The 20,844-nt window shown below is 58.7% G+C and carries 18 protein-coding genes; 6 read left to right on the forward strand and 12 right to left on the reverse strand.

Features of this window, described 5'->3' with window-relative positions; all coding sequences use genetic code 11:
* Positions 1-5: 5 nt before the first annotated feature.
* The 5 genes from A4A58_RS29235 to A4A58_RS29255 are packed head-to-tail and all read right to left on the reverse strand — an operon-like array spanning position 6 to position 5,190.
* Positions 6-1,649, reverse strand: coding sequence for a thiamine pyrophosphate-dependent enzyme (locus tag A4A58_RS29235; protein WP_068738835.1), 1,644 nt, complete (start codon positions 1,647-1,649; stop codon positions 6-8).
* Positions 1,646-2,323 (reverse strand): 3-oxoacid CoA-transferase subunit B, encoded by a 678-nt coding sequence (locus A4A58_RS29240; protein ID WP_068738836.1) that lies wholly within the window; start codon positions 2,321-2,323, stop codon positions 1,646-1,648. Before A4A58_RS29240 ends, A4A58_RS29235 begins: the two co-directional genes overlap by 4 nt.
* Positions 2,320-2,982 carry a CoA transferase subunit A gene (locus A4A58_RS29245; RefSeq protein ID WP_068738837.1) on the reverse strand — a complete coding sequence of 221 codons (663 nt, stop codon included), beginning with the start codon at positions 2,980-2,982 and terminating at the stop codon, positions 2,320-2,322. Before A4A58_RS29245 ends, A4A58_RS29240 begins: the two co-directional genes overlap by 4 nt.
* Positions 2,983-3,002: 20 nt before the next feature.
* A complete protein-coding gene (locus tag A4A58_RS29250; protein WP_068738838.1) occupies positions 3,003-4,181 on the reverse strand; it encodes an acyl-CoA dehydrogenase family protein in 1,179 nt (392 codons plus the stop codon).
* Positions 4,182-4,203: 22 nt separating this feature from the next.
* The gene (locus A4A58_RS29255) at positions 4,204-5,190 is read right to left on the reverse strand and encodes a Bug family tripartite tricarboxylate transporter substrate binding protein (RefSeq protein ID WP_068738839.1); all 987 of its coding nucleotides are present in this window, start codon (positions 5,188-5,190) and stop codon (positions 4,204-4,206) included.
* Between the two features lie 242 nt (positions 5,191-5,432).
* On the opposite strand from A4A58_RS29255, the gene acuR reads away from it, so the two are divergent.
* The 5 genes from acuR to A4A58_RS29285 all read left to right on the forward strand — a co-directional run bounded on the left by acuR (position 5,433) and on the right by A4A58_RS29285 (position 10,565).
* On the forward strand, positions 5,433-6,104 hold the full coding sequence (acuR, locus tag A4A58_RS29260) for an acrylate utilization transcriptional regulator AcuR (RefSeq protein WP_081422147.1): 672 nt from the start codon (positions 5,433-5,435) through the stop codon (positions 6,102-6,104).
* Between the two features lie 13 nt (positions 6,105-6,117).
* Positions 6,118-7,101: an acrylyl-CoA reductase (NADPH) gene (acuI, locus tag A4A58_RS29265; RefSeq protein WP_068738840.1), complete on the forward strand. Its 984-nt coding sequence runs from the start codon at positions 6,118-6,120 to the stop codon at positions 7,099-7,101.
* A gap of 547 nt (positions 7,102-7,648) precedes the next feature.
* The gene (locus tag A4A58_RS29275; protein WP_068738905.1) at positions 7,649-8,677 is read left to right on the forward strand and encodes an ABC transporter substrate-binding protein; all 1,029 of its coding nucleotides are present in this window, start codon (positions 7,649-7,651) and stop codon (positions 8,675-8,677) included.
* A gap of 17 nt (positions 8,678-8,694) precedes the next feature.
* Positions 8,695-10,137 carry an amidohydrolase family protein gene (locus A4A58_RS29280; protein WP_068738842.1) on the forward strand — a complete coding sequence of 481 codons (1,443 nt, stop codon included), beginning with the start codon at positions 8,695-8,697 and terminating at the stop codon, positions 10,135-10,137.
* A gap of 173 nt (positions 10,138-10,310) precedes the next feature.
* The gene (locus A4A58_RS29285; RefSeq protein ID WP_244499908.1) at positions 10,311-10,565 is read left to right on the forward strand and encodes a hypothetical protein; all 255 of its coding nucleotides are present in this window, start codon (positions 10,311-10,313) and stop codon (positions 10,563-10,565) included.
* 92 nt (positions 10,566-10,657) lie between these two features.
* Here the strand turns inward: A4A58_RS29285 and A4A58_RS29290 are convergent, their stop codons facing one another.
* The 4 genes from A4A58_RS29290 to A4A58_RS29305 all read right to left on the reverse strand — a co-directional run bounded on the left by A4A58_RS29290 (position 10,658) and on the right by A4A58_RS29305 (position 14,776).
* Positions 10,658-11,707, reverse strand: coding sequence for an NAD(P)H-dependent flavin oxidoreductase (locus A4A58_RS29290; RefSeq protein ID WP_068738843.1), 1,050 nt, complete (start codon positions 11,705-11,707; stop codon positions 10,658-10,660).
* An 18-nt stretch (positions 11,708-11,725) separates the two neighbouring features.
* A complete protein-coding gene (locus A4A58_RS29295; RefSeq protein WP_068738844.1) occupies positions 11,726-12,118 on the reverse strand; it encodes a tautomerase family protein in 393 nt (130 codons plus the stop codon).
* Positions 12,119-12,319: 201 nt separating this feature from the next.
* On the reverse strand, positions 12,320-13,732 hold the full coding sequence (locus A4A58_RS29300; RefSeq protein ID WP_244499909.1) for an MFS transporter: 1,413 nt from the start codon (positions 13,730-13,732) through the stop codon (positions 12,320-12,322).
* 15 nt (positions 13,733-13,747) lie between these two features.
* Positions 13,748-14,776, reverse strand: a complete 1,029-nt coding sequence (locus A4A58_RS29305; protein WP_068738846.1) for an NAD(P)H-dependent flavin oxidoreductase — start codon at positions 14,774-14,776, stop codon at positions 13,748-13,750.
* Between the two features lie 134 nt (positions 14,777-14,910).
* Between A4A58_RS29305 and A4A58_RS29310 the strand changes: the two genes are divergently transcribed.
* Positions 14,911-15,843 (forward strand): LysR family transcriptional regulator, encoded by a 933-nt coding sequence (locus A4A58_RS29310; protein WP_068738847.1) that lies wholly within the window; start codon positions 14,911-14,913, stop codon positions 15,841-15,843.
* A gap of 138 nt (positions 15,844-15,981) precedes the next feature.
* Here the strand turns inward: A4A58_RS29310 and acs are convergent, their stop codons facing one another.
* From acs to A4A58_RS29325, 3 genes are all read right to left on the reverse strand, one after another.
* Positions 15,982-17,949, reverse strand: coding sequence for an acetate--CoA ligase (acs, locus tag A4A58_RS29315; protein ID WP_068738848.1), 1,968 nt, complete (start codon positions 17,947-17,949; stop codon positions 15,982-15,984).
* Positions 17,950-18,168: 219 nt separating this feature from the next.
* Positions 18,169-19,791 carry an MFS transporter gene (locus A4A58_RS29320; RefSeq protein ID WP_068738849.1) on the reverse strand — a complete coding sequence of 541 codons (1,623 nt, stop codon included), beginning with the start codon at positions 19,789-19,791 and terminating at the stop codon, positions 18,169-18,171.
* A 15-nt stretch (positions 19,792-19,806) separates the two neighbouring features.
* Entirely contained in the window at positions 19,807-20,637 is an 831-nt protein-coding gene (locus A4A58_RS29325; RefSeq protein WP_068738850.1) for an alpha/beta fold hydrolase, read from the reverse strand.
* Between the last annotated feature and the right edge of the window lie 207 nt (positions 20,638-20,844).

The following is a 20,844-nucleotide window of genomic DNA, read 5'->3' on the forward strand; positions in this document are numbered from 1 at the left end:
CTTCGTCAGCGTATTGCGACGAGCGATTTATCGAGGGTCTGGCGCACATCGGAGCGCACCTCGACGACCACGGGTCCGCGGACTGACATCGCCTCGCCCACAATGCCAGGAACGCTCTCCGCATCTTCAATCACAAATCCCGAGGCGCCGAAGGAACGCGCCAGGGCCGCGAAGTCGGGATTGGAGAGATCGGTGCCATATGGACGGTTGGGAAACGTGCGCTCCTGATGCGAACGGATCGTTCCGTATGAGCAATTGTTCGACACGACGATCATGAGGTTCGCCCGTCGATCGACGGCCGTCGCCAATTCGTTGCCGGTCATCAGAAAGCCGCCGTCGCCGCAGAACGCGATCACCTGCCGGTCGGGAAAACGAAGGCTTGCGGCAAGCCCGGCGGGGACGCCGCTTCCCATCGCTCCGCAGGCCGACCCCAATAGCCGCGTAGTGGGCGCGAGGCTGAAGATGCGATGAACCCATCCCGCAAAGTTTCCGGAATCAGTCGTGACGATCCCATCCGCTTTGAAATGCGAGGCAATGGCGGCGACTGCGTGTCCGAGGACGTCCTCCGAGGGAACGCCGGCCCGCGGCCAGCCGTGTGTTGCCGCCCGCACCGCAGCCGTTTCTTGTAACCACTGCTTCCGGTCTGGTGAGGTTGCGGGTGCCGCGAGCATGGCCAAAACAAATGCGTGCGATCCCGAGACGACTGCGACATCGGTCCGGAATCGCTTACCGATAGCATCAGTATCCGGGTAGACATGGATCAAAGGCTGACGCGGCTCGGACTGCCGCGGAAACGCGAAGCCGAGCGAAGATAGATCGCCAAGGCGGGTTCCGATCGCAACAATCAGGTCAGCGCGCTCGAGAAGCTTCGCATGTGACGGCGACGTAAAGAAGCCGAATTGGCCAGCCCAAAGACGATGATCGTTTGGGAACTGGTCCTGCATCTTGTTCAGGGTGACGACTGGAACGTCCCACTCTTCCGAGAAGACGATCAGGTCTTCCCTGAAAGAAGCCGTTCGGCATTCGCCGCCGACTAACAGTATCGGTCTCTCAGACGCGGCCAACAGCCCAGCGGCGCGTTTGATGGCGTCAATGCCTGGTTCTGGGAGCGCAAGCTCATTGGTTCTGGCAACAAGGCCTTCAGCCGTTTCAGCGAGGAGGTCCTCAGGCAGTTCGACCGCGACGGGACCGGGTGTCCCTGCAAGCGCCGCCGCGAATGCGCGAGCCATCATTTCCGGAACGAGGTCTGCCGAATTTAGGCGTACCGACCATTTCAGCAGACCAGCGAAGGAGCGGCCGCAATCGACCTCCTGCACGGCGTCCCTGTCGAGATTGGGGCGATCAACCTGACCGACCAGCATGATGAGGGGGATCGCCTCCTGAGCTGCCACATGGAGCCCGAGCGCGGCGTTAAAAGCGCCGGGGCCGCGGCTCGCCATCACGACGCCCGCACGTCCCGTAAGCTTGGCGTCGGCAACTGCGGCAAGACCCGCACTGCCCTCGTGGCGGCAGGTCACCAGATCGATATCATTCCGGTCATGAAGCGCGTCAAGGAGCGGCAAGAAGCTTTCCCCCGGCACGCAAAACGCGCGATCCACGCCATGCGCAGCAAGGCTATCGGCGATCAGTTCCGCTACACGGTACGTCATACGACGCTCCCGTCCTGCCTGATGATACGCGGCGCACCAAGGGCGTGGATCGGCGAGTCCGTAACTTCCTGCAGCGCCTCGATCGAGAGGCCCTCAAGCAACGCCCGAACCGCGAGACCATCTTCTACGATGTCGATGATCGTCAGATTGGTGAAGATGCGGGTCACCACGTTGCGCGCCGTGAGCGGATAGACGCAACGTTCGACGATGCGGGGCTGCCCCTCCTTCGTCGTGTGGTCCATCATCACCCAAATGGATTTTGCTCCGACCGCGAGATCGATTGCTCCTCCGATGCCGGGCGGTGATCCATTATCCCCAGTCGACCAGTTCGCCAGATCGCCGTCCTTCGAGACCTGGAACGCTCCGAGGACAGCAACATCGAGATGGCCGCCGCGCATCATTGCGAATGACAGACTCGAGTCGAAATAAGAGCCGCCTGTGCGGAGCGAGATCGGCATCTTTCCGGCATTGATGAGATCCCAGTCTTCCTGACCCACAGCAGGCTTCGGACCGACATTGAGGATGCCGTTCTCGCTGTGGAGGATCACGCCCGATTCGGTCGGCAAGAAATCCGCCACATGCGTGGGAGCACCGATGCCGAGATTAACGAATCCCTCTGAGGGGAGATGCAATGCGACCATACGTGCGAGCGCGTCGCGCGAAAGCGGGATCATCGGGGGCTCCTTGCGAAAACGCGATCGACGAAAATGCACGGGGTGACGATGGCTTCAGGATCGAGTTCGCCGGGTTCGACAACGCGGTCCACCTCGACGGCAACCGTCCGTCCGGCGGTCGCCATGACCGCGCAATGATTGCGGGCGGTCTTGTTGTAGGTGACGTTGCCGAGCGTGTCGGCGAGATGGCCCTTCACGAAGGAATAATCCGCGCGCAGTGGCAGTTCGAGAATGAACTCGCGGTCGCCGACGACGATCTTTTGCTTGCCGTCCGCAAACACCGTGCCAACGCCGACCGGTGACAGGAAGCCTCCGAGCCCGGCCCCCCCTGCCCGAATGCGCTCGACCAACGTTCCCTGCGGAACGAGTTCAAGTTCGACCGTCCCGGCACGATATTGTTCGGCAAATTGCTTGGCAGCACGCGGATACGAACAGACGATCTTTCGGACGATCTTGGCCTCGAACCACAGCGACAGATCGTCCTCGGTCGAACCTGCATTATTTGAGATCAGCGTGAGATTACGGACGCCCGTATCAAGTACTGCCCTCACCACTCCGAGCGGAAGACCCGCTCCACCGAATCCGCCCATCATGACGGCATTGCCGTCTTGAATGCCCTCCACGGCCGCTCCAGCGTCCTTGACCACTACGTTTCGCATCGTTCCGCCCGTTTTGATTTTTAAGAGATTGATTTTGGATACGTCGACGATAGTCCCCGGCCCACCCGGTCGAGCAGCATCTCATTGGTGCCGTCGGCATAAGCGGCCATCCGGACCTCGGCGAGATGCATATTCAGGCGATGGGCCGCACTTGCTCCTGTCGCGCCGACGATCCGCACGCACTGGTCGATTCCCCAGATCGCGGTATCGACAGCGAACTTCTTCGCCTGCGCGGCCAGACCCACGGGATTTTCGCCGATCTGAATCTGCTCGGCGGCGCGGAATACAAGCGCGTTCGCGGCCTCGAGGCGGATCGACACCTCCGCAAGCTCCCAGCGAAGGCCTTGATGCCCGGTCAACGGCTTGCCGAACGCTTGACGGTTTTCGCAGTAGTCCACCGCTTCACATAGAGCGGCGTAGAGCGTAGCTACGCTCATAGCGGCCACATGCACGCGCGCACCGTTCACCGCCGTCATGGACGCCTTCAACGCCGCCCCCGGTGGAGCGATCAAGCACCAATCAGGGACGAAGTGCCTGTCGAACGCGACTTCTGCAAGACGGAACGAGCGTCCTCCCGGAACCAGTACCTCCGTGCGCTTGACGCTCTCGCTGGCTCCGAACGGCACGTAGAAGCTCGCGATGTTTTCAGCGCCTGCGGCATCGCCAACGCGGGCAAGGACGATCAGTCCGCCGACGAGCAGACCATTCGTCATCCATGCCTTGGTCCCACTCAGCGTCCAGCCGCCGTTAACGGGGGTGGCTGTCGTCGTCAACGCAGAGACATCGCTGCCGCCTGCAGGTTCGGTCATCGCGGTAGTCAGGAGAAGTTCGCCGCGCAGTGCTGGAGCCAACAGGTGTTCAATCTGGACCGGTGTGCCGGCCTGAGAAAGGCGCGTCGCCCCGCCTTGGTGGTGGTTTAGGCAGAATGCCGCTGCGAAGCCGTGGTGCGCCATCTCCTGCGCGACCCGGATTTTGCATAGATAGGACGCTCCCAGCCCGCCATGGGCGCGCTTGGCCTGGAGTCCGAGCATTCCGATCGCCGCCCAGTCGGCAATCCATCTTTCCGGAAAGGCTTTACCCGCCATGTGTGCGGCAAGCAGGCTTTCAGAGAACGAGCCGGTACAGAACTCTCGCGCCTTCGCGACATACCCAAGCTCTTCTGCGGAGAGGAGACTTTCATACTGATGGTAGAGGTTCATCTTACTGAATTCCCTTCGAACGCTATTTCTGAAGAGGCGCTCCGACGTCCTTGGCCCACTTATTCCAGAACGCTTCTTCGCGTCCGACGTCGGCGGTGAAACTTTCCGCCGTCGAACCTTGGATCGGCGTGGCGCCGAGCGTGGCTAAGTGGGCGAGAAATTCTGGATCGCTTGTTCCCTTGTCGAGAGCCGCGCCAATCTTCGCCACGATGTCCGAAGGCATGTTCGCCGGGCCTGCAACACCAAACCATGGTGAGACGTCGAGCGGCTTGCCTCCGGCCTGCTCGACAGTCGGAAGTTCGGGAAACGCCGGCGACCGCTCGCTCGCCGTCACCGCGATGGCCTTGAGCGAACCAGCCTTGACGTGCTCTGCAATGGTTGCTTCCGTGAAGAAGCCTGCCTCGACCACGCCCGATATAGTGTCGGTGATCGGCTGGTTGCCGCCCGAATAATTGATGAACGACATCTTCGTATCGTAGGTCATATCGAAAAGCGTTCCGCCGATATGCGACGTTGCGCCGAACGTTCCGCCGAAGTTCACCTGACCTGGATGGGCTTTCAGGTACGCGAGAAACTCGGCAAAATTTGAAACCGCAAGCTTCGGATTCACCACCAGTAAGTTTCGCTGTTTCGCGACTTTGCGGATGTAGGTGAAGCCCTTCTGCTGATCGTATCGCACGCTTTGATAAAGCGCCGCAGCGCGGGTGTTCGAGGACTCTACCGCAACAAGCAGAGTGTAACCATCTGGCGCGGCTCGAGAGACGTTGGAAGCGGCGATCATACCTCCCGCCCCCCCGTTATTCTCGACGATAACGTTCGTCGCCAATTCCTTTGAAAGGAGACGCCCGATGACGCGCCCCATGATGTCCGTGGGTCCGCCCGGCGGAAACCCGACGATCAGCTTGATCGTCTTGGACGGATAGGCGTCGGCAGCACTCGCTGGAGCGGACAAAAGGCCGAGGCAGAACACGGCCGCTAGTTGGGTCGATTTTCTGAACACCTGCATCATGAAACACCTTTCGCGAAGGACGCCTGACCTTCGGACTGAGGACACTTTGTGTCAAGAACGAAACAACCATGACGCAATGCAAAACGGCACATTGTCTCGCCATCTGATGCTGAAATGCTACGCAAACTGCATTGCGTCGCAGCAAATACCTCTATTGCAGCGAAATCAGGAGGAGCTCTTCGCGTCCGCCAATTTGCCATTCCAACTGCAATGTTCTAGACGATCGGTCTAATGGTGAGGCGATGACGAAGAGCAACGACAATCCGGCGACATCAATAGGTGTGGACCGGCGCGCGGCTGGCTACGTGCCGACAAAGGACGTTCTGCTTCGTTGCGGGATGGAAGTGCTGACAGAACAGGGGTTCGCAGCCACGGGTCTGGATGCGCTGCTACGCCGCGCGACCGTGCCGAAAGGCTCATTCTACCATTACTTCGACAGCAAGGCCGATTTCGGCCGAGAGGTCATGAAGGCCTATGATGCCTTCTTCCATCGCAAACTTGATCGCGCTTTGGACGACGAGCGACTGGCGCCTTCCGAGCGCATCCGCGCGTTCGTCGAAGATGCCAAACGAGGTATGGCCAAGTACGGCTATGCCCGCGGATGCCTCGTCGGAAACCTCAGTCAGGAAGTCGAGGCTTTGCCGGACGATTATCGGTCGCTGCTGAACGAAATCGTCCTCGGATGGCAGCGCAAAGTGGCGCGGTGTCTCGAACTTGCGCGCGATGCCCGCGAGATTCGCCCGGACGCGGATTGCCATGTCTTGGCTGAATTCTTTTGGATCGGTTGGGAAGGCGCAGTGATGCGGGCGCGCCTCGTTAAGAACGGTACTCCGCTCGACACTTTCATTGCCGGATTTGTCGCCGGCTTGCCCCGTCCGGATCGACCAAAGGCTGGGACGAAGAAGAAACCATGAAAAGGAGCGTCAATTGTTCAAAGCTGTGCTGATCGAAAAGGACGAACAAGGATACCGCGCCGACGTTGTCGAACTTCCAGAAAGCCGTCTTCCCGAAGGAGACGTGTTGGTCGACGTCGAGTTCAGCACGTTGAACTACAAGGACGGTCTGGCGATCACCGGCAAGGGTCCGATCGTCAGGTCTTTCCCCATGGTTCCCGGCATTGATTTCGCTGGCACGGTGTCGTCGAGCTCAGACCCGGCCTATTCGCCCGGCGACCGCGTAGTCCTCAACGGTTGGGGTGTCGGCGAACAACACTGGGGTGGCCTGGCACAACGTGCGAAGGTCAAGGGCGATTGGCTGATCAAGTTGCCGACGTCGATGTCTTCCCGTCGCGCGATGATTATTGGCACGGCAGGCTACACGGCCATGCTGTCGGTCATGGCGCTTGAAAAATATGGCATCCGTCCCGAAAGCGGCGATGTTCTGGTGACCGGCGCTGGTGGCGGCGTCGGAGGCATCGCGATCATACTACTGCATAAGCTCGGTTTCAGAGTTGTGGCTTCGACCGGGCGGCCGGAAGAGGATTCGTACCTCAAGAGCCTTGGCGCCGCCGAAGTCGTGGACCGCGCGCAATTCTCCCAGCCCGGCAAGCCGCTGCAAAAAGAGCGATGGATCGCAGCCATTGACTCTGTCGGCAGCCACACGCTCGCAAATGTGTGTGCCGGGATCAAGTCTGACGGCGCGGTGGCCGCGTGCGGCATGGCGCAAGGCTTGGATTTCCCGGCGAGTGTCGCTCCGTTCATCCTACGCGGTGTTGCGCTTTTCGGAATTAACAGCGTGACCCGTCCGAAGTCGGAGCGCGTCGAAGCTTGGGATCGTCTCGCTTCGCTACTGACGCAAGCAGAGCTGGAAGCGACGACGTTGGAAATCGGACTTAACGAAGTCAAGGGCACGGCAGAACGCCTTATGACTGGCCAAATCCGCGGACGCGCGGTCGTTGACGTCAATCGGTGAAAGACTTGGGTATAGGCGCAGCACTGCGGTGTGCGCCCGAGACGCTATAGCTCCTTTTCGATGAGCGCCGGGCAGACGTTCTTTAGGGCGAGGTCAGTCCGGTGCGACATCAGTTCGACCTTCCGAAAGTGAGGGCGCTTTCCTGAACGAAAGTCGTTCCGGTGGACCCGGGGATCGCACGAAACCAACTGCCTGTTTTGCTCTAGTTGGTTGATGACCGATTTCGCAAACATCGGACGATCGATGGGTTCGATGTCCAACGGACACTTGTCCACCGATACCGGGCCGACAGAGCCGCTGATGTCGCTCGTAATGACCGTCAGCGTTTCCACTGCTTGCAGATATTTGCAGCAGCCTGCGCCTCCGTTTCCGGCAAGGCTCGCGATTTCACGTGTCTACATGGTCTCCGCTGCTGTTTAAATGAGCAAAGAACGGAGCGAACGATGTGGACCGGTGACCGTGAAGGATTCTGGACCTATCGAATAAGCACCATTCGCCCCTAGCATCTGGTCCAACAAGTTTCGCCTCACATATGTCGGAGACCAACATGCTGACGAGAATTGCTTCTGCGATCGTGTCCCTGACCCTGCTATGCGGTGAAGCAAGCGCGCAAGAACTGACGACGATTAGGTTTTCGCTCGGTTGGAAGGTCCGGGGTGCGGATGCACCATTCCTCTATGCAAAGGAGCACGGCCTCTTCAAGGCAGAAGGCCTGAACGTGATCCTTGATCAGGGCGAAGGATCGAGCGCGACGGTCACACGCGTGATGTCAGGCGCTTACGATGCAGGTCTCGGCGACATCAATGCGATCATCCAATCTGCGGCCACAAGACCGCAGGAAGCTCCGGTGATGGTCTACAATGTCTACAGCCAATCTCCATTCGCGATCGTGACGAAGAAAAATGGTGGCATCAAAACGATCAAAGACCTGGAAGGCCACACTCTTGGCGGCGCACAAGGCACTCCGACAACACGTCTCATCGAAGTGTTCGCACGCCGTAACGGTCTCGACATGAACAAGATCAAGATCACCAATATGGCTCCTAACCTGCAAGAGCCAATGCTCCTAAAGGGCGATGTCGATGGTGCGCTTGTCTTCAACATCACTAGCTATTTCAACCTCGTCCTAAACAGGCAAGACCCCGACAAAGACTTCACATGGCTATCTTTCGACGACTACGGCGTCGATCTTTACTCGAACGGCGTGATGGTCTCACGCAAGCTCATCGCGACAAACCCGAAGGCCGTCACCGGATTGGTTCGTGCGATCAACAAGGGCATGACGGCTGTAGCGAAGGATCAGAATGCAGGCATGAAACTTGTCATGGAAAATGACAGCTTGCTGGACGCGGCGGTCGAAAAGCGACGTCTCCAATATTCGTTCGAGCGCCTCATCATGTCGCCCGAAATGAATGAAATCGGCATCGGCGACGTGAAAGACCAGCGGCTCGCAAAATCGATCGACACCATAGTCGAAGGCTACCAGTTGCCGCGTACGCCTGCCCCCGGCGAGATCTTCACACGCGAGTTTCTGCCGCCGAAGAGCGATCGCATGCTCGCATACACCCCAAACTGAACCTGTAGGACGAGATCATGGATTCCCAAGTTGCAGCCACCCACTTACTTGTCGGTGACGGGCGCGGTCTCGTGACGAACGCTATTCTCAAGCATGAGGCTGGGACGATTTCCGCTATCGATACGGCCCCGGCTGGTCACGCATCGGCGCATTCACTCGTGATGCCGGCATTCGTCAACGCGCATGATCACGCGCGTCTGGCCGGTGCCGCCATCGGCTCGTGCGATCTGCCTCTGGAAACAGTATTGCCGAGATCCGGATTTGGCGCACCGCCCGACCCATATCTTGGTGCTGCGGCCGCCCTGGCACGATCTGCGCGCGCTGGCTGCGGCGCCATGATGGTTCACTATACGAGACCAAGCGGAACGATGTCACTTATCGATGAGGCCAAGGAGATCGCTCGCGCCGCGCGCGATGTTGGCATTCGCATGGCCTTCGCCTTCGCGGTGCGCGATAAGAATCCGATCGTTTACGGCGACAGCGAGGGCGTTCTCTCGGCGCTCAAACCCGCTGACAGGCAAACCATCGAAAGCTTGTTCGTCCGCCGTACGATGCAACCGCGCGACTACATCGAACTGACCGAGACCGTCAGCGCAGAGATCGCCTCCCCGCTGATCGACGTTCAGTTCGGACCGGCAGGCGTGCAGTGGTGTTCACGGCCGATGCTGGAGGCCATTGCCGAGCGCTCCGCGACCACAGGTAGGCAGGTGCATATGCATCTTCTGGAGACACCCTATCAGCGGAAGTGGGCGGATCAGGAATTTCCTGGCGGAATCGTCCATTATCTGCGCGACATCGGCCTGCTGTCCGAGCGCCTCACGGTTGCACACTGCATCTACGCACATCCCGGCGAGCTTGAGCTTTTAGCTCAATCAGGCGTGCGGATCGTGACCAACTTCGGCTCTAATCTGCACACGTATACAGGGCTCGGCCCCATCGCAGCCGCGCACAAGTGCGGCTGCGGAATTGCCGTCGGAGTCGATGGTCGTGCCGTGGACGAAGACGGCGACATAATTCGGGAAATGCGCATCGTGCAGATGATCCACGGCGGCACCGGATTCGACCGCACGTGGTCACGCGAGGAATTCCTTTCACTCACCATCAAGAACGGTCGTCGCGCGGTCGGAGCGCCGGGAGTCGGCGTATTGACGCCTGGCTCGCCCGCAGATTTTGTGACCCTCGACATGGAGCGGCTCGAACGAGACGTGCTGATCCCATCCGATCCGATCCAACTACTTTTCGCTCGCGGAAATACGTCGTTCGTAAAGGATGTCACCGTCGCCGGACAGACCATCGTAAGCGACGGTATTCTCACTGGGATTGATTTGCCAGCCGTGGAACAGGAATTTCGCGAAAAGTATCGCGCCGCCAACGCTGGATACAGCCAGCACTGGACAAGTTGGGGGCCTTTCGAGAAGGCCGTACGCGAGTGGTACAAAGGACATGTGAGTTGCGAATGACAGACGGAGCGCCTCCACGCCAGCGTCGGGACGGGAGAAAGGTCAAAGGCGATTAGCCCGGCAAGCCGCTGCAAAAGGAGCGATGGATCGCAGCCATTGACTCTGTCGGCAGCCATACGCTCGCCAATGTGTGTGCCGGGATCAAGTCTGACGGCGCGGTGGCCGCGTGTGGTATGGCGCAAGGCCTGGATTTCCCGGCGAGCGTCGCCCCGTTCATCCTGCGCGGTGTTGCACTGTTCGGAATTAACAGCGTGACCCGTCCGAAGTCGGAGCGTGTCGAAGCTTGGGATCGTCTCGCTTCGCTACTGACGGATGCAGATCTGGAACCGACGATGATGGAAATTGGACTCAACGATGTTCAAAGCACCGCGGGACGCCTCATGAATGGGCAGATCCGTGGAAGGATCGTAGTTGACGTCAATCGGTGAAAGAGGTCGGCCCAGGCACCATACACCTGCGGCGCCCCGGGACGCCGTAGGTCTTGGTCGATCCATCACTTCGCGTTATACGACCACACTTTTCATTCTATCAAATTGGCTTCGCGGGCGAGAGTGGCAATCAAATCTGCTGCTGACATCTCGCGCGAGAGAGGAGCGCCTTGCCCTGCCCATTGCGCGGCAAACTCGTTGTTTCCGATCTTGACCGCGGCTGCATTGAGCTGCTTGGCTGCGTCATAGGCAACCGGATATGCCGCAACAGGGGGACCTCCCGCCGCTTCAGCATGCTCAATAAAGCGATTGACGAGGCCGCGAGCTGGCCGTCCGGAAAGTGTGGTCGTCAATCGGGTGATCCCAGCGCGTGCGCTTTTCAGATTTTCCCGATAGCTCGCGTTCGCGGCCGATTCCGGGCACAAAACGAATGCCGTTCCAAGCTGGGCGCCCACTGCCCCGAGGTCTAGCGCGGCGCGGATGCCGGCTCCGTCCATAATGCCGCCCGCCGCGATGATGGGCACTTTCGACCGGCTCGCAAGCATCCGAACCAGCACGGATGTGCTGAGGCGCTCATCGACCAAATCTGCATCGAAAACGCCACGATGTCCTCCCGCTTCAATCCCCTGCGCCACGATGGCATCGACACCCGCGTCTTCGAGTGCGGAAGCTTCACGCGGGTGGGTGGCAGAGGCCATGGTTTTGATCCCGACGCCGCGGAAGGCGGTCAGGATATCGGCGGAGGGCAGCCCAAAATGGAAACTTACGACTTCGGGGCGCTCATCAAGGAGCATCCGCAGCGCCTCATCATCGTCAAGAAATGACTTGTAGATCTCATCGATCTTGGTCGGAAGCTCCAAGCCCACTTCGGAAAACAGCGGGGCGAGGCGCTGAAGCCACGCGGCTTCGCGTGCACGGTCGCGGATCGCCGGGGTGTGGCAAAATACGTTCACGTTGATCGGCTTGTCGGTGAGCTCCCGTGCTTCCCGAATCATCTTACGTGCTTGCGGCACCGTGCTCGCACCAATTCCAAGCGACCCTAGAGCACCAGCGTTCGACGAAGCAGCAGCTAAGGCTGGCGTGGAGACTCCTGCCATGGGCGCCTGCACAATTGGATATCGAACGGATAAATCTCGAAACATTTTAATCAACGGCCCCTTCTAAGCAAGTTCACCGGTTAAAAACTGGGCGCGGCCGAGACCGAACGACCAATCCGCGTCGCCGTTCTCGACAAACGACACGATGACATCGGAGCTATCGAGATCACAGGCGTCTTTCAGCTTTTGACATAGCAAGGCGTAGAAGGCGGCTTTCTGATCAGTCGGGCGCTTTCTGGAGGTCACCTCCACCAAAACCACGTTCTTGGTGCGACCGATATTGAGGCCCGTGTCCAGGAGGCACAGCCTGCCCTCCCGATATTCCGACACGATCTGGTAGCGATCACCCTCCGGCACGCCGAAAGCGCTGACGACCGCGGCGTGGGCTGCATCCAGCAGGCAGGCTATTTCAGCATCCGTCCGACCTTCGATCATGTTGAAGCGAAGTAATGGCATCAGCGTTCCTTTTGAGAGCTCTCTACGCGCAGTTCGAGTGGATATTTACGATCCCGGTCACAGAAATCTGACCTCGCTGTCCGAGATACAAGCGCTATGTCGAGTGAGCTCGCTACCGTGATGTCGACCGCGAAGTCGGTTCGGATCGGAAGCGTGTCATCCGAAGACAACACGGTCCGTTCCGTGACCAATCACATCGGTCTACTCGGCGAAGCCGACCGACGTAGCTTTTTCAGGTAGTGACGCCTTCGAACGTCTGGGATCGAACGCCAGGTTAACGACCGCCGTAATCGCAGCCACGGCGATCGGATAAGCAAGGCCAGCGTAGATATTTCCAGTCGCGGCCACCAAGGAGAGGCTTATGAGCGGCATCAAACCGCCGAACACGCCTGTGCCGATGTGATAGGGAAGCGAAAGTGAAGTGTAGCGCAGTTGGGGAGGAAACATCTCAACCAGGAATGCGGCATTGGGACCGTAAACCATCGCGACGAAGACCAGTTGGGCGACGATGAGTGCTGTGACCAGAACGAAGTTCTGGGCTGCGACGGCGCTCGTTATCGTCATGTAGATGGGCAAGTATAAAAGCGCCGCAAGAAACAAACCAGTCACCATTAGCTTCTTGCGTCCAATGCGGTCGGATAGTGCGCCGCAGACTACGATCATCGGCGTCCCGATCACCAGAGCGACTGCAAGGCAGATATTGGCCGTCAAGAAATCAACTTTCAATACGCCCTGGAGGAAATAGAGGACGTAGAATTGGCCGGTGTACCAGACGCATCCCAGTCCGGCCGTTGCGCCGAATAGCGCGTAGACAACGAAACCGAGGTTTTTCTTTTCGCCGAAACTCTCTTTGACCGGCGAGCGCGCCAGGCTGCCTTCTTTCCGCATTTTCTGGAACACAGGTGACTCGCTGAGTTTCAGCCGCAGGTAGATCGAGAGAAAGACGAGCAGAAATGATAGCAAGAACGGAATGCGCCAGCCCCATTCCTTGAAAGCGGCATCGCCAAGAGAAAGGCGACACGCAAGGACAACGACAATGGCCACGAAGAAGCCGACGGTCGCTGTGGTCTGAATGAAGCTGGTGAAAAACCCGCGCCTGTTAGGCGGCGCATGTTCCGCAACATAAATCGCGGCGCCGCCATATTCTCCGCCGATGGCGAGACCTTGAATGAGGCGAAGCAGCACGAGGGTCACAGGCGCGAAATAACCCGCCGTCTCGAAGGTCGGCAGCAATCCGATCAGTGCCGTCGATACGCCCATTAGAACGAGAGTCAAAAGAAAGGTGTGCTTGCGACCGAGGCGATCACCCAAGCTTCCGAACAAAATCGCGCCCAGTGGCCGGACCAGGAACCCGGTCGCGAATGTTGCGACACTAATCAAGACGGCCGCGGTCGGCTCATTCGCGGGATAAAACAAGGTTGAAAAGAAAATCGCCAGACTACCGTAAAGATAGAAGTCGTACCATTCAATGATGGTGCCAGCACTCGATGCCAGAACGACCGTCCAGATTCCCGGATCGTCGCTCGTACTGGCTTTGCCTACTTCGCTTCCCATAACATGGACTCCATTGGCTGCTGGTTGTGGATGTTGTTGATCGTCAATGCGATATGCCACGACTATCCAACCGTGCTACTTCACCCGGCGCAGCGACGCGTCGGCCGTCCTGATCAGGTCGCTGCTGGCAGACAGGCGGTTGACCGCCTGGGCGACGACGCTGTCGATGAGTTCTCGCGCGGTCGGCAGATCGCGGACCAGCCCAATCGCTTCGCCTACGGTGACGTTGGCTGTGTCGTGGTCGCCCGAGACTGAGGCAGCCTCGACCTTCTGCAGTTGATCGGCCTGAATCTTGCCAAGCTCATCCTCACGGCCATGCCACTCTTCGACGAACTTGTTGCGCAGCAGCCGTCCCGTATAGGGGAATGGCCAGGCCCTTTGGCGAACGACGTCGTACACTGTTGTGCGGATCGTATCGTCGCCGCTTGCCGCAACGACTCTCGCCTTAGCGTCTTCGTGGATCAGAGCCTCTTGCGTGGCCCAGAACCGCGTTCCCATTAGCACGCCATCAGCGCCGAGCATGAGAGCCGCAGCAAGCCCGCGACCGTCTGCAATGCCGCCGGCCGCAGCTACCAATGTCTTCGGCGAGCGCGTCGCACAGAGATCGACAACGTCGGGAACGAACGGCATGGTCGAACGCACCGAAAATCCGTGACCACCGGCTTCCGTCCCTTGCGCGACTATCACGTCCGCGCCGATATCGATGGCGCGCTTGGCGTGCTCAATCGTGTGGACTTGGCATATCAGGTGAACACCCAGTTTTTTGACACGCGCGCCGAGCGACGCTGGATCGCCGAACGACAGCATCATGGCCGTCGGGCGCTGCGCAAGCGCGCGATCGAAGAGCTCGACGTCCGGCGTCACAGACCACGTGATGAAGCCACAGCCAACGCGGGGGTGAGTGACCTTCGCGGTTTCTGCTTCGAACCACGCGCGGTCGCCGTATCCTCCGCCCAACAGACCGAGAGCGCCGGCATCGCTGACCGCCGACGCAAGCACGCCTCCCGCCGCCGGCGTCATGGGGGCTAGAATGATCGGATGCTGAATCCCGAAGAATTTCGTGAGCCTGGTCGTCAGCACCGACGTCGCGTGAGAACCTGTCATGTCCCCTGCCTCCTCGTTTGGCAACTCTTTTGACTGCCTAGTTCATTGCCAAAATCTGGGTTAAATCTTGCGTAGACTCATTTCAAATGATTAGATCAGATCAACTTCATCTGATTTTGAGATAGAGCGTCGAGATGAATAGCGCAGACCTCAAGTTCTTCCGGGCCGTCGCGGACGCGCGTAGCATTTGCGGCGCGGCCGGGATGCTGAACACGGTGCAGTCGAATGTGACCGCTCGGGTGCGCGCGCTTGAGGCCGAACTAGGAGCGCCTCTCTTCCACCGATCGCGTAAAGGCGTGACGCTTACTCATGTGGGTGATCGTCTGCTCCCCTACGCAATCAAGGTCGGTGAATTGCTTGCGCAGGCGCGGCAGGCCGTCACGGATGACGCCGTACCCAGCGGACAACTCCGCATCGGTTCACTCGAAACGACAGCCGCGCTCAGACTCCCACCGACGTTGATCCGCTATGCGCAGAAACATCCGGCAGTAGATGTGCATATCGAGACTGGGTCGACTGACGACCTTCTCCGCCGTGTACTGGAGCGGCAGATCGATGGCGCGTTCGTGTCCGGTCCCGTGGAACATAGCGAACTCGAAACCATACCCGTCGTCGTCGAAGAACTCGTCATTCTCTCCAAGGCTTCAACGGCGAATTGGCAACAGTTGCGCGCCGAATTCGTTCGAAGCGGCGCGAAAGTGCTCGCCTTCCGCTCGGGCTGTTCGTACCGCAAGCGAATGGAGGAATTTTTAGCGAGGGATGGAATCTTCGATGCTCGCTGGATGGAGATGGGAACGCTCGACGGCATCATCGGCTGCGTCTCCGCCGGAATTGGTGTCGCCATGCTGCCTCGCGCCGTGATGCAATCCGCCATCGATGCGGGGCAAGTCAGCGCGCATGCGCTTCCCGACGGCGCCGGGCTCGCCACCACGGTGTTCGTCCGGCGCAAGAACGACTATCTGTCGGGAACGTTACGCAGCTTCATCGACAATGCCCGCCCCTGCGCGACCGATTCCGGCGTTCATTTCGATCGGGCGGCGATCGGAATGCAGTCACACGCGTCCTGACAGTACAGGTTTCGAGTGTCGTTGCGGGACAAGGCTTCAACGTCACCTCGCCCACATGTCCTTCAGGAGCTCGGTACGGATGGATCGCCTTGAAGCATGATCTATCGCGTTCGTGTCAATGTTCATAACCCACTCGCGCTATCTCTTGTTCTGCCGGTGCTCGACGAGGTCGGTGACCACGGCGGGATCGGCCAGTGTCGATGTATCACCCAGAGATGACGGTTCGTCTTCGGCGATCTTGCGCAGGATGCGGCGCATGATCTTGCCGGAGCGGGTCTTTGGCAGGCCCGGCGCGAACTGGATGAGATCCGGCGAGGCGATCGGGCCGATGTCCTTGCGGACCCAGGCCACCAGCTCCTTGCGCAGCTCTTCCGTCGGCTCGACGCCGTTCATCAGCGTGACATAAGCGTAGATGCCCTGGCCCTTGATATCGTGCGGATAGCCGACCACCGCGGCTTCCGACACTTTCTCATGCGCGACCAGCGAAGACTCCACTTCGGCGGTACCCATGCGGTGGCCGGAGACGTTGATGACGTCATCGACGCGGCCGGTGATCCAGTAGTAGCCGTCGGCATCGCGGCGGCAGCCGTCGCCGGTGAAGTACTTGTTCTTGTAGGTCGAGAAATAGGTCTGTTCGAAGCGCGCGTGATCGCCATAGACCGTACGCATCTGGCCCGGCCACGACTTGGCAATGCAGAGATTGCCCGAGGTCTCGCCGTCGAGCACCTTGCCGTCGGCATCGACGATCTCGGGCACGACACCAAAGAACGGCCGCGTCGCCGAGCCGGGCTTGAGTTTCGTCGCGCCGGGCAGTGGCGTGATGAGAATGCCGCCCGTCTCGGTCTGCCACCAAGTATCGACGATCGGCGCACGCGCCTCGCCGACCACGTGATAGTACCACTCCCAAGCTTCCGGATTGATCGGTTCGCCGACTGAGCCCAGCAGGCGCAGGCTCTTGCGCGAGGTCTTCTTTACCGGCTCATCGCCGGCCTGCATCAGCGCGCGGATTGCAGTCGGGGCGGTGTAGAAGATGTTGACCTTGTGCTTGTCGATGACTTCCCAGAAGCGCGACATCGACGGATAGTTCGGCACGCCTTCGAACATCAGCGTGGTCGCGCCGTTGGCCAGCGGTCCATAAAGAATGTAGCTGTGACCGGTGACCCAGCCGACGTCGGCGGTGCACCAGTAGATGTCACCCTCATGATAGTCGAACACATATTGATGCGTCATCGACGCGAACAGCAGATAGCCGCCAGTGGTGTGCAGCACGCCCTTGGGCTGGCCGGTGGAGCCCGACGTGTAGAGGATGAACAGCGGATCTTCCGCATTCATCGGCTCGCAGGGGCATTCGGTGGTGACGACTTCGGCGGCTTCGCGGTACCAAAAGTCACGGGCGGGATCCATATTCACCGGTGTGCCGGTGTGCTTGACCACGACGACCCAGTCGACACCGCCGGCCTTGGCGACCGCGGCATCCACATTGTTCTTCAGCGGCACCTTCTTGCCGCCGCGCAGGCCTTCATCGGCGGTGATGATGATCTTCGACTGGCAGTCGGTGATGCGCTGCGCCAGCGAGTCCGGCGAGAAGCCGGCGAAGACCACTGAATGGACCGCGCCGATGCGCGCGCAGGCCAGCATCGCGTAGGCGGCTTCCGGAATCATCGGCAGATAGATGGTGACGCGGTCGCCTTTGCCGACATTGCGGTTGCGCAACACGTTGGCCATCTTGCAGACTTCGTCGTGCAGCTCCTGATAGCTGATGTGCTTCGACTGCGAGGGGTCGTCGCCTTCCCAGATGATCGCGGTCTGGTTGGCGCGCTTCGGTAGATGGCGGTCGATGCAATTATAGGCGGCGTTCAATACGCCATCCTCGAACCACTTGATCGAGATCTTGCCTGGGGCAAAGGACGTGTTTTCGATCTTGGTGGGGGCGTGGCTCCAGTTGAGGCGCTTGGCCTGCTCGGCCCAGAAGCCGTTGGAATGGCTGATCGAGCGCGCATACATCTCGTTGTATTTTGCGTCATCGACGAAGGCGCGCGTCGTCCACTCAGCCGGTACGTCGTAAATCTTGTCGGAGACAGACTTTTCTTGCCTGCGGTTATTCATTGTATTCCCTTAATCAAGTTTTTTGAACCAGAGTAGCCACAGGGATCGACTCGATAGCTGCCAGCGGCAACGCGCTGAATCTCAGGTGTCATAAAACGGCGGCAAGCATCCGATTTCTTCTCAAAAGGTCGCGAGCATGCTGGCCTCGCAGACATGCCTTATTGGCATAGCGGATGGTGGCGTGGAGAATTCTCCACGCCACCATTGTGACAATGCAGATCAGGTACTTAAATCTCGGCCACGGGTTTCCGGTAGGAAAATGGCTCCAATAATGGCCGTCAGCCCGGCAATAACCACCGTGTACCAAAGTCCACCGAGAATATTGCCCGTGGCGATGACGACTGCCGTTGCGACAAACGGCGCGAAGCCACCGATCCAGCCGTTGCCGAGCTGCAGGGCGACAGAGACACCGCTGTATCGGATATGGACAGGAAACATTTCAACCAACAGAGCTCCAAGCGGCCCATAAACCATCGTCGCTAAGAACACTAAGGCGAAAAGCACGGCAATGACCATAGGAGCATTAGGCTCCGCCGCAGCCTTCGCTGATGGCAGACCTCTTTCGTTAAGTGTTTTGAGAAGCTTAACTTCATCGAAAGCCACAGCTGGCTGATCGCCGATTTGAACAGATAGCGACGCTGAATCGGCCTTTACAACGTAAGGAACAGCGCGGGAAGTCAGGAATGCCTTCACCCGAGTGCACTCCTTTGTGGCTTGGGGGCTGAAGAGTTGACCCAACGAAGATTGATCCTCGGTACAGTCGTTTGCGTGAATCACCACCAAAGTCCTAGCTCGGAACTCCGCAAGCGCCGGATTGCCGTAAGTTGCCAAACCCTGGAAGAGAGGCATGATCAGGACGGCGGATAATGCGCACCCGGTGACCACTATCCACTTTCGTCCGATCTTGTCGGATAGCCAGCCAAAGAACAGAAAGAACGGAGTTCCGAGAGCCAGCCCAGCCAGCAAGTACGTATTGGCCTGCTCATGACTCATCTTCAGTGTCGTGGTCATGAAATAGAGGCTGTAGAAATGCCCGGTGTACCAGATCACCGCCTGGCCAGCTACGACTCCGAAGATGGCAACAAGCACTAGACGCAGATTGCGAGGATCACCAAACGTGTCGCCGATCGGATTTTTCGAACCTTTGCCCTCAGCCTTCATTTGCTGGAACACAGGCGACTCGTGAAGTTTGAGGCGTATGTACAAAGAAAGAACCAGAAGGCCGATTGATCCGACGAATGGGATACGCCAACCCCAGCTCGCAAAACTTTCTGCCGACATCGAATAGCGACATAAGAGAATTACCGCCAGCGAAAGGAACAAGCCTAGCGTAGCAGTGATCTGAATCCAGCTTGTCGTGAAGCCTCTCTTGTCGGAATCAGAGTGCTCCGCAACATATGTTACGGCGCCGCCGAATTCTCCGCCAACAGCAAGTCCTTGCAGCAGACGCAAGCCAACCAAAATTGTCGGAGCCCACCAGCCTAACGTCTCGAACGTGGGCAGCAAGCCGACGGCCGCAGTGGCGAGTCCCATTACCAGCATGGTCACGAGAAATGTTTTCTTGCGGCCGACGAGATCGCCGAGCCGTCCAAAGACGACCGCACCAAACGGGCGAAGCACAAAGCCTGCGCCGAAGGTCGCCAATGCGGCCAGCAGCGCCGCCGTCTCATTGCCTTTCGGGAAAAACAGCGTACTGAAAAATGCAGCCAAAGAGCCGTAGATGAAGAAGTCATACCATTCGAAAACGGTGCCAAGTGCTGCCGCGAAGACGATGCGTTTCTTATCCCGATCGAGGTGGTGGGAAGCAGATGTGGTCTCTGATGCGATTGCTTGAATGGACATTCTCTTTCCTCCCGCTTAAACGTTCTGTCGCGCGTGGGTACTTGCGCTCGTGTGTTGCGGCTCAATGCCTTGCCGCGTTAGGAAAGCACCTAACAAGAGATTAAACGCAACCGGCTGCTCCAACATCGGGAAGTGGCCCGCCTTTGTCACGATTTCGAGCTGGCTGTTGAGAATGCCCTCCGCCAAGGCTTTCGATTCGCTCGGCGGGGTGATGATGTCCTCGTCGCCGACGACGACCAGCGTTGGCACGCGTATTTCTTGTAACCTTGGGCGGCTATCCGACGCATTGAGCGAAGCTATCGCTTCACGCGCCACGAACGTCGGCGTTTGTGCAACTTCGTTCTTGGCAAACTCGATGAGCCGAGAACCTGCAGCAGAGCCGAATGATCGTTCGATGACATTCTGACTCGCTACGACTACACCCAATTCATCAATGGCTTTAAGAACGTTCTTGACGTTAACGTCCGCACCTAAACCGTGCGGAGTAGCACCTACAAGCACCAGTGCTCGCACACGTTCCGGATACGCGAGCGTGAAACTTTGGGCTACAGTCCCTCCCATCGACAACCCGACAAGAATGGCCGCATCGATTTCCAATGCACGGTACACCTCGAGCACGTCTTCAACGAAGGTCTCAATCGTGTAGCTTCGGCCTTGGGGATGCCGCGACGGGCCGTGACCAGGTAAATTGATGCGTATTACTCGGTAGCGGGCCGAGAATGTTTCGACCTGTTCGCGCCAGAACTCGGCGGTCGTTGTGAAGCCGTGCACGAACACCAAGGGAATTCCTTCCCCCGACACCTGCACGATGGCATCTCCAATTTCGATAGTTCCATTACGTATCATTTCGCTCCTCCCAGGGCGGTTGTCTTATGCTGTGGGAGTTTCGCAAAGTCCGTGCCATGTCGGCCGCTCGGAGGCTGAGACATCGTACGGCGCTGTTATCGCGTCACTAATTGCCAATTCTCAAGAACGTCAGATGATTTGACGTTTGCTGATAGCGCCGATATTGTCTCATTTTTGCCACCTTGTTGTCGCATATTTGTGACACTT

Origin of the sequence: Tardiphaga robiniae (assembly GCF_001618955.1) — a bacterium.
GTDB classification, from domain to species: domain Bacteria; phylum Pseudomonadota; class Alphaproteobacteria; order Rhizobiales; family Xanthobacteraceae; genus Tardiphaga; species Tardiphaga robiniae_A.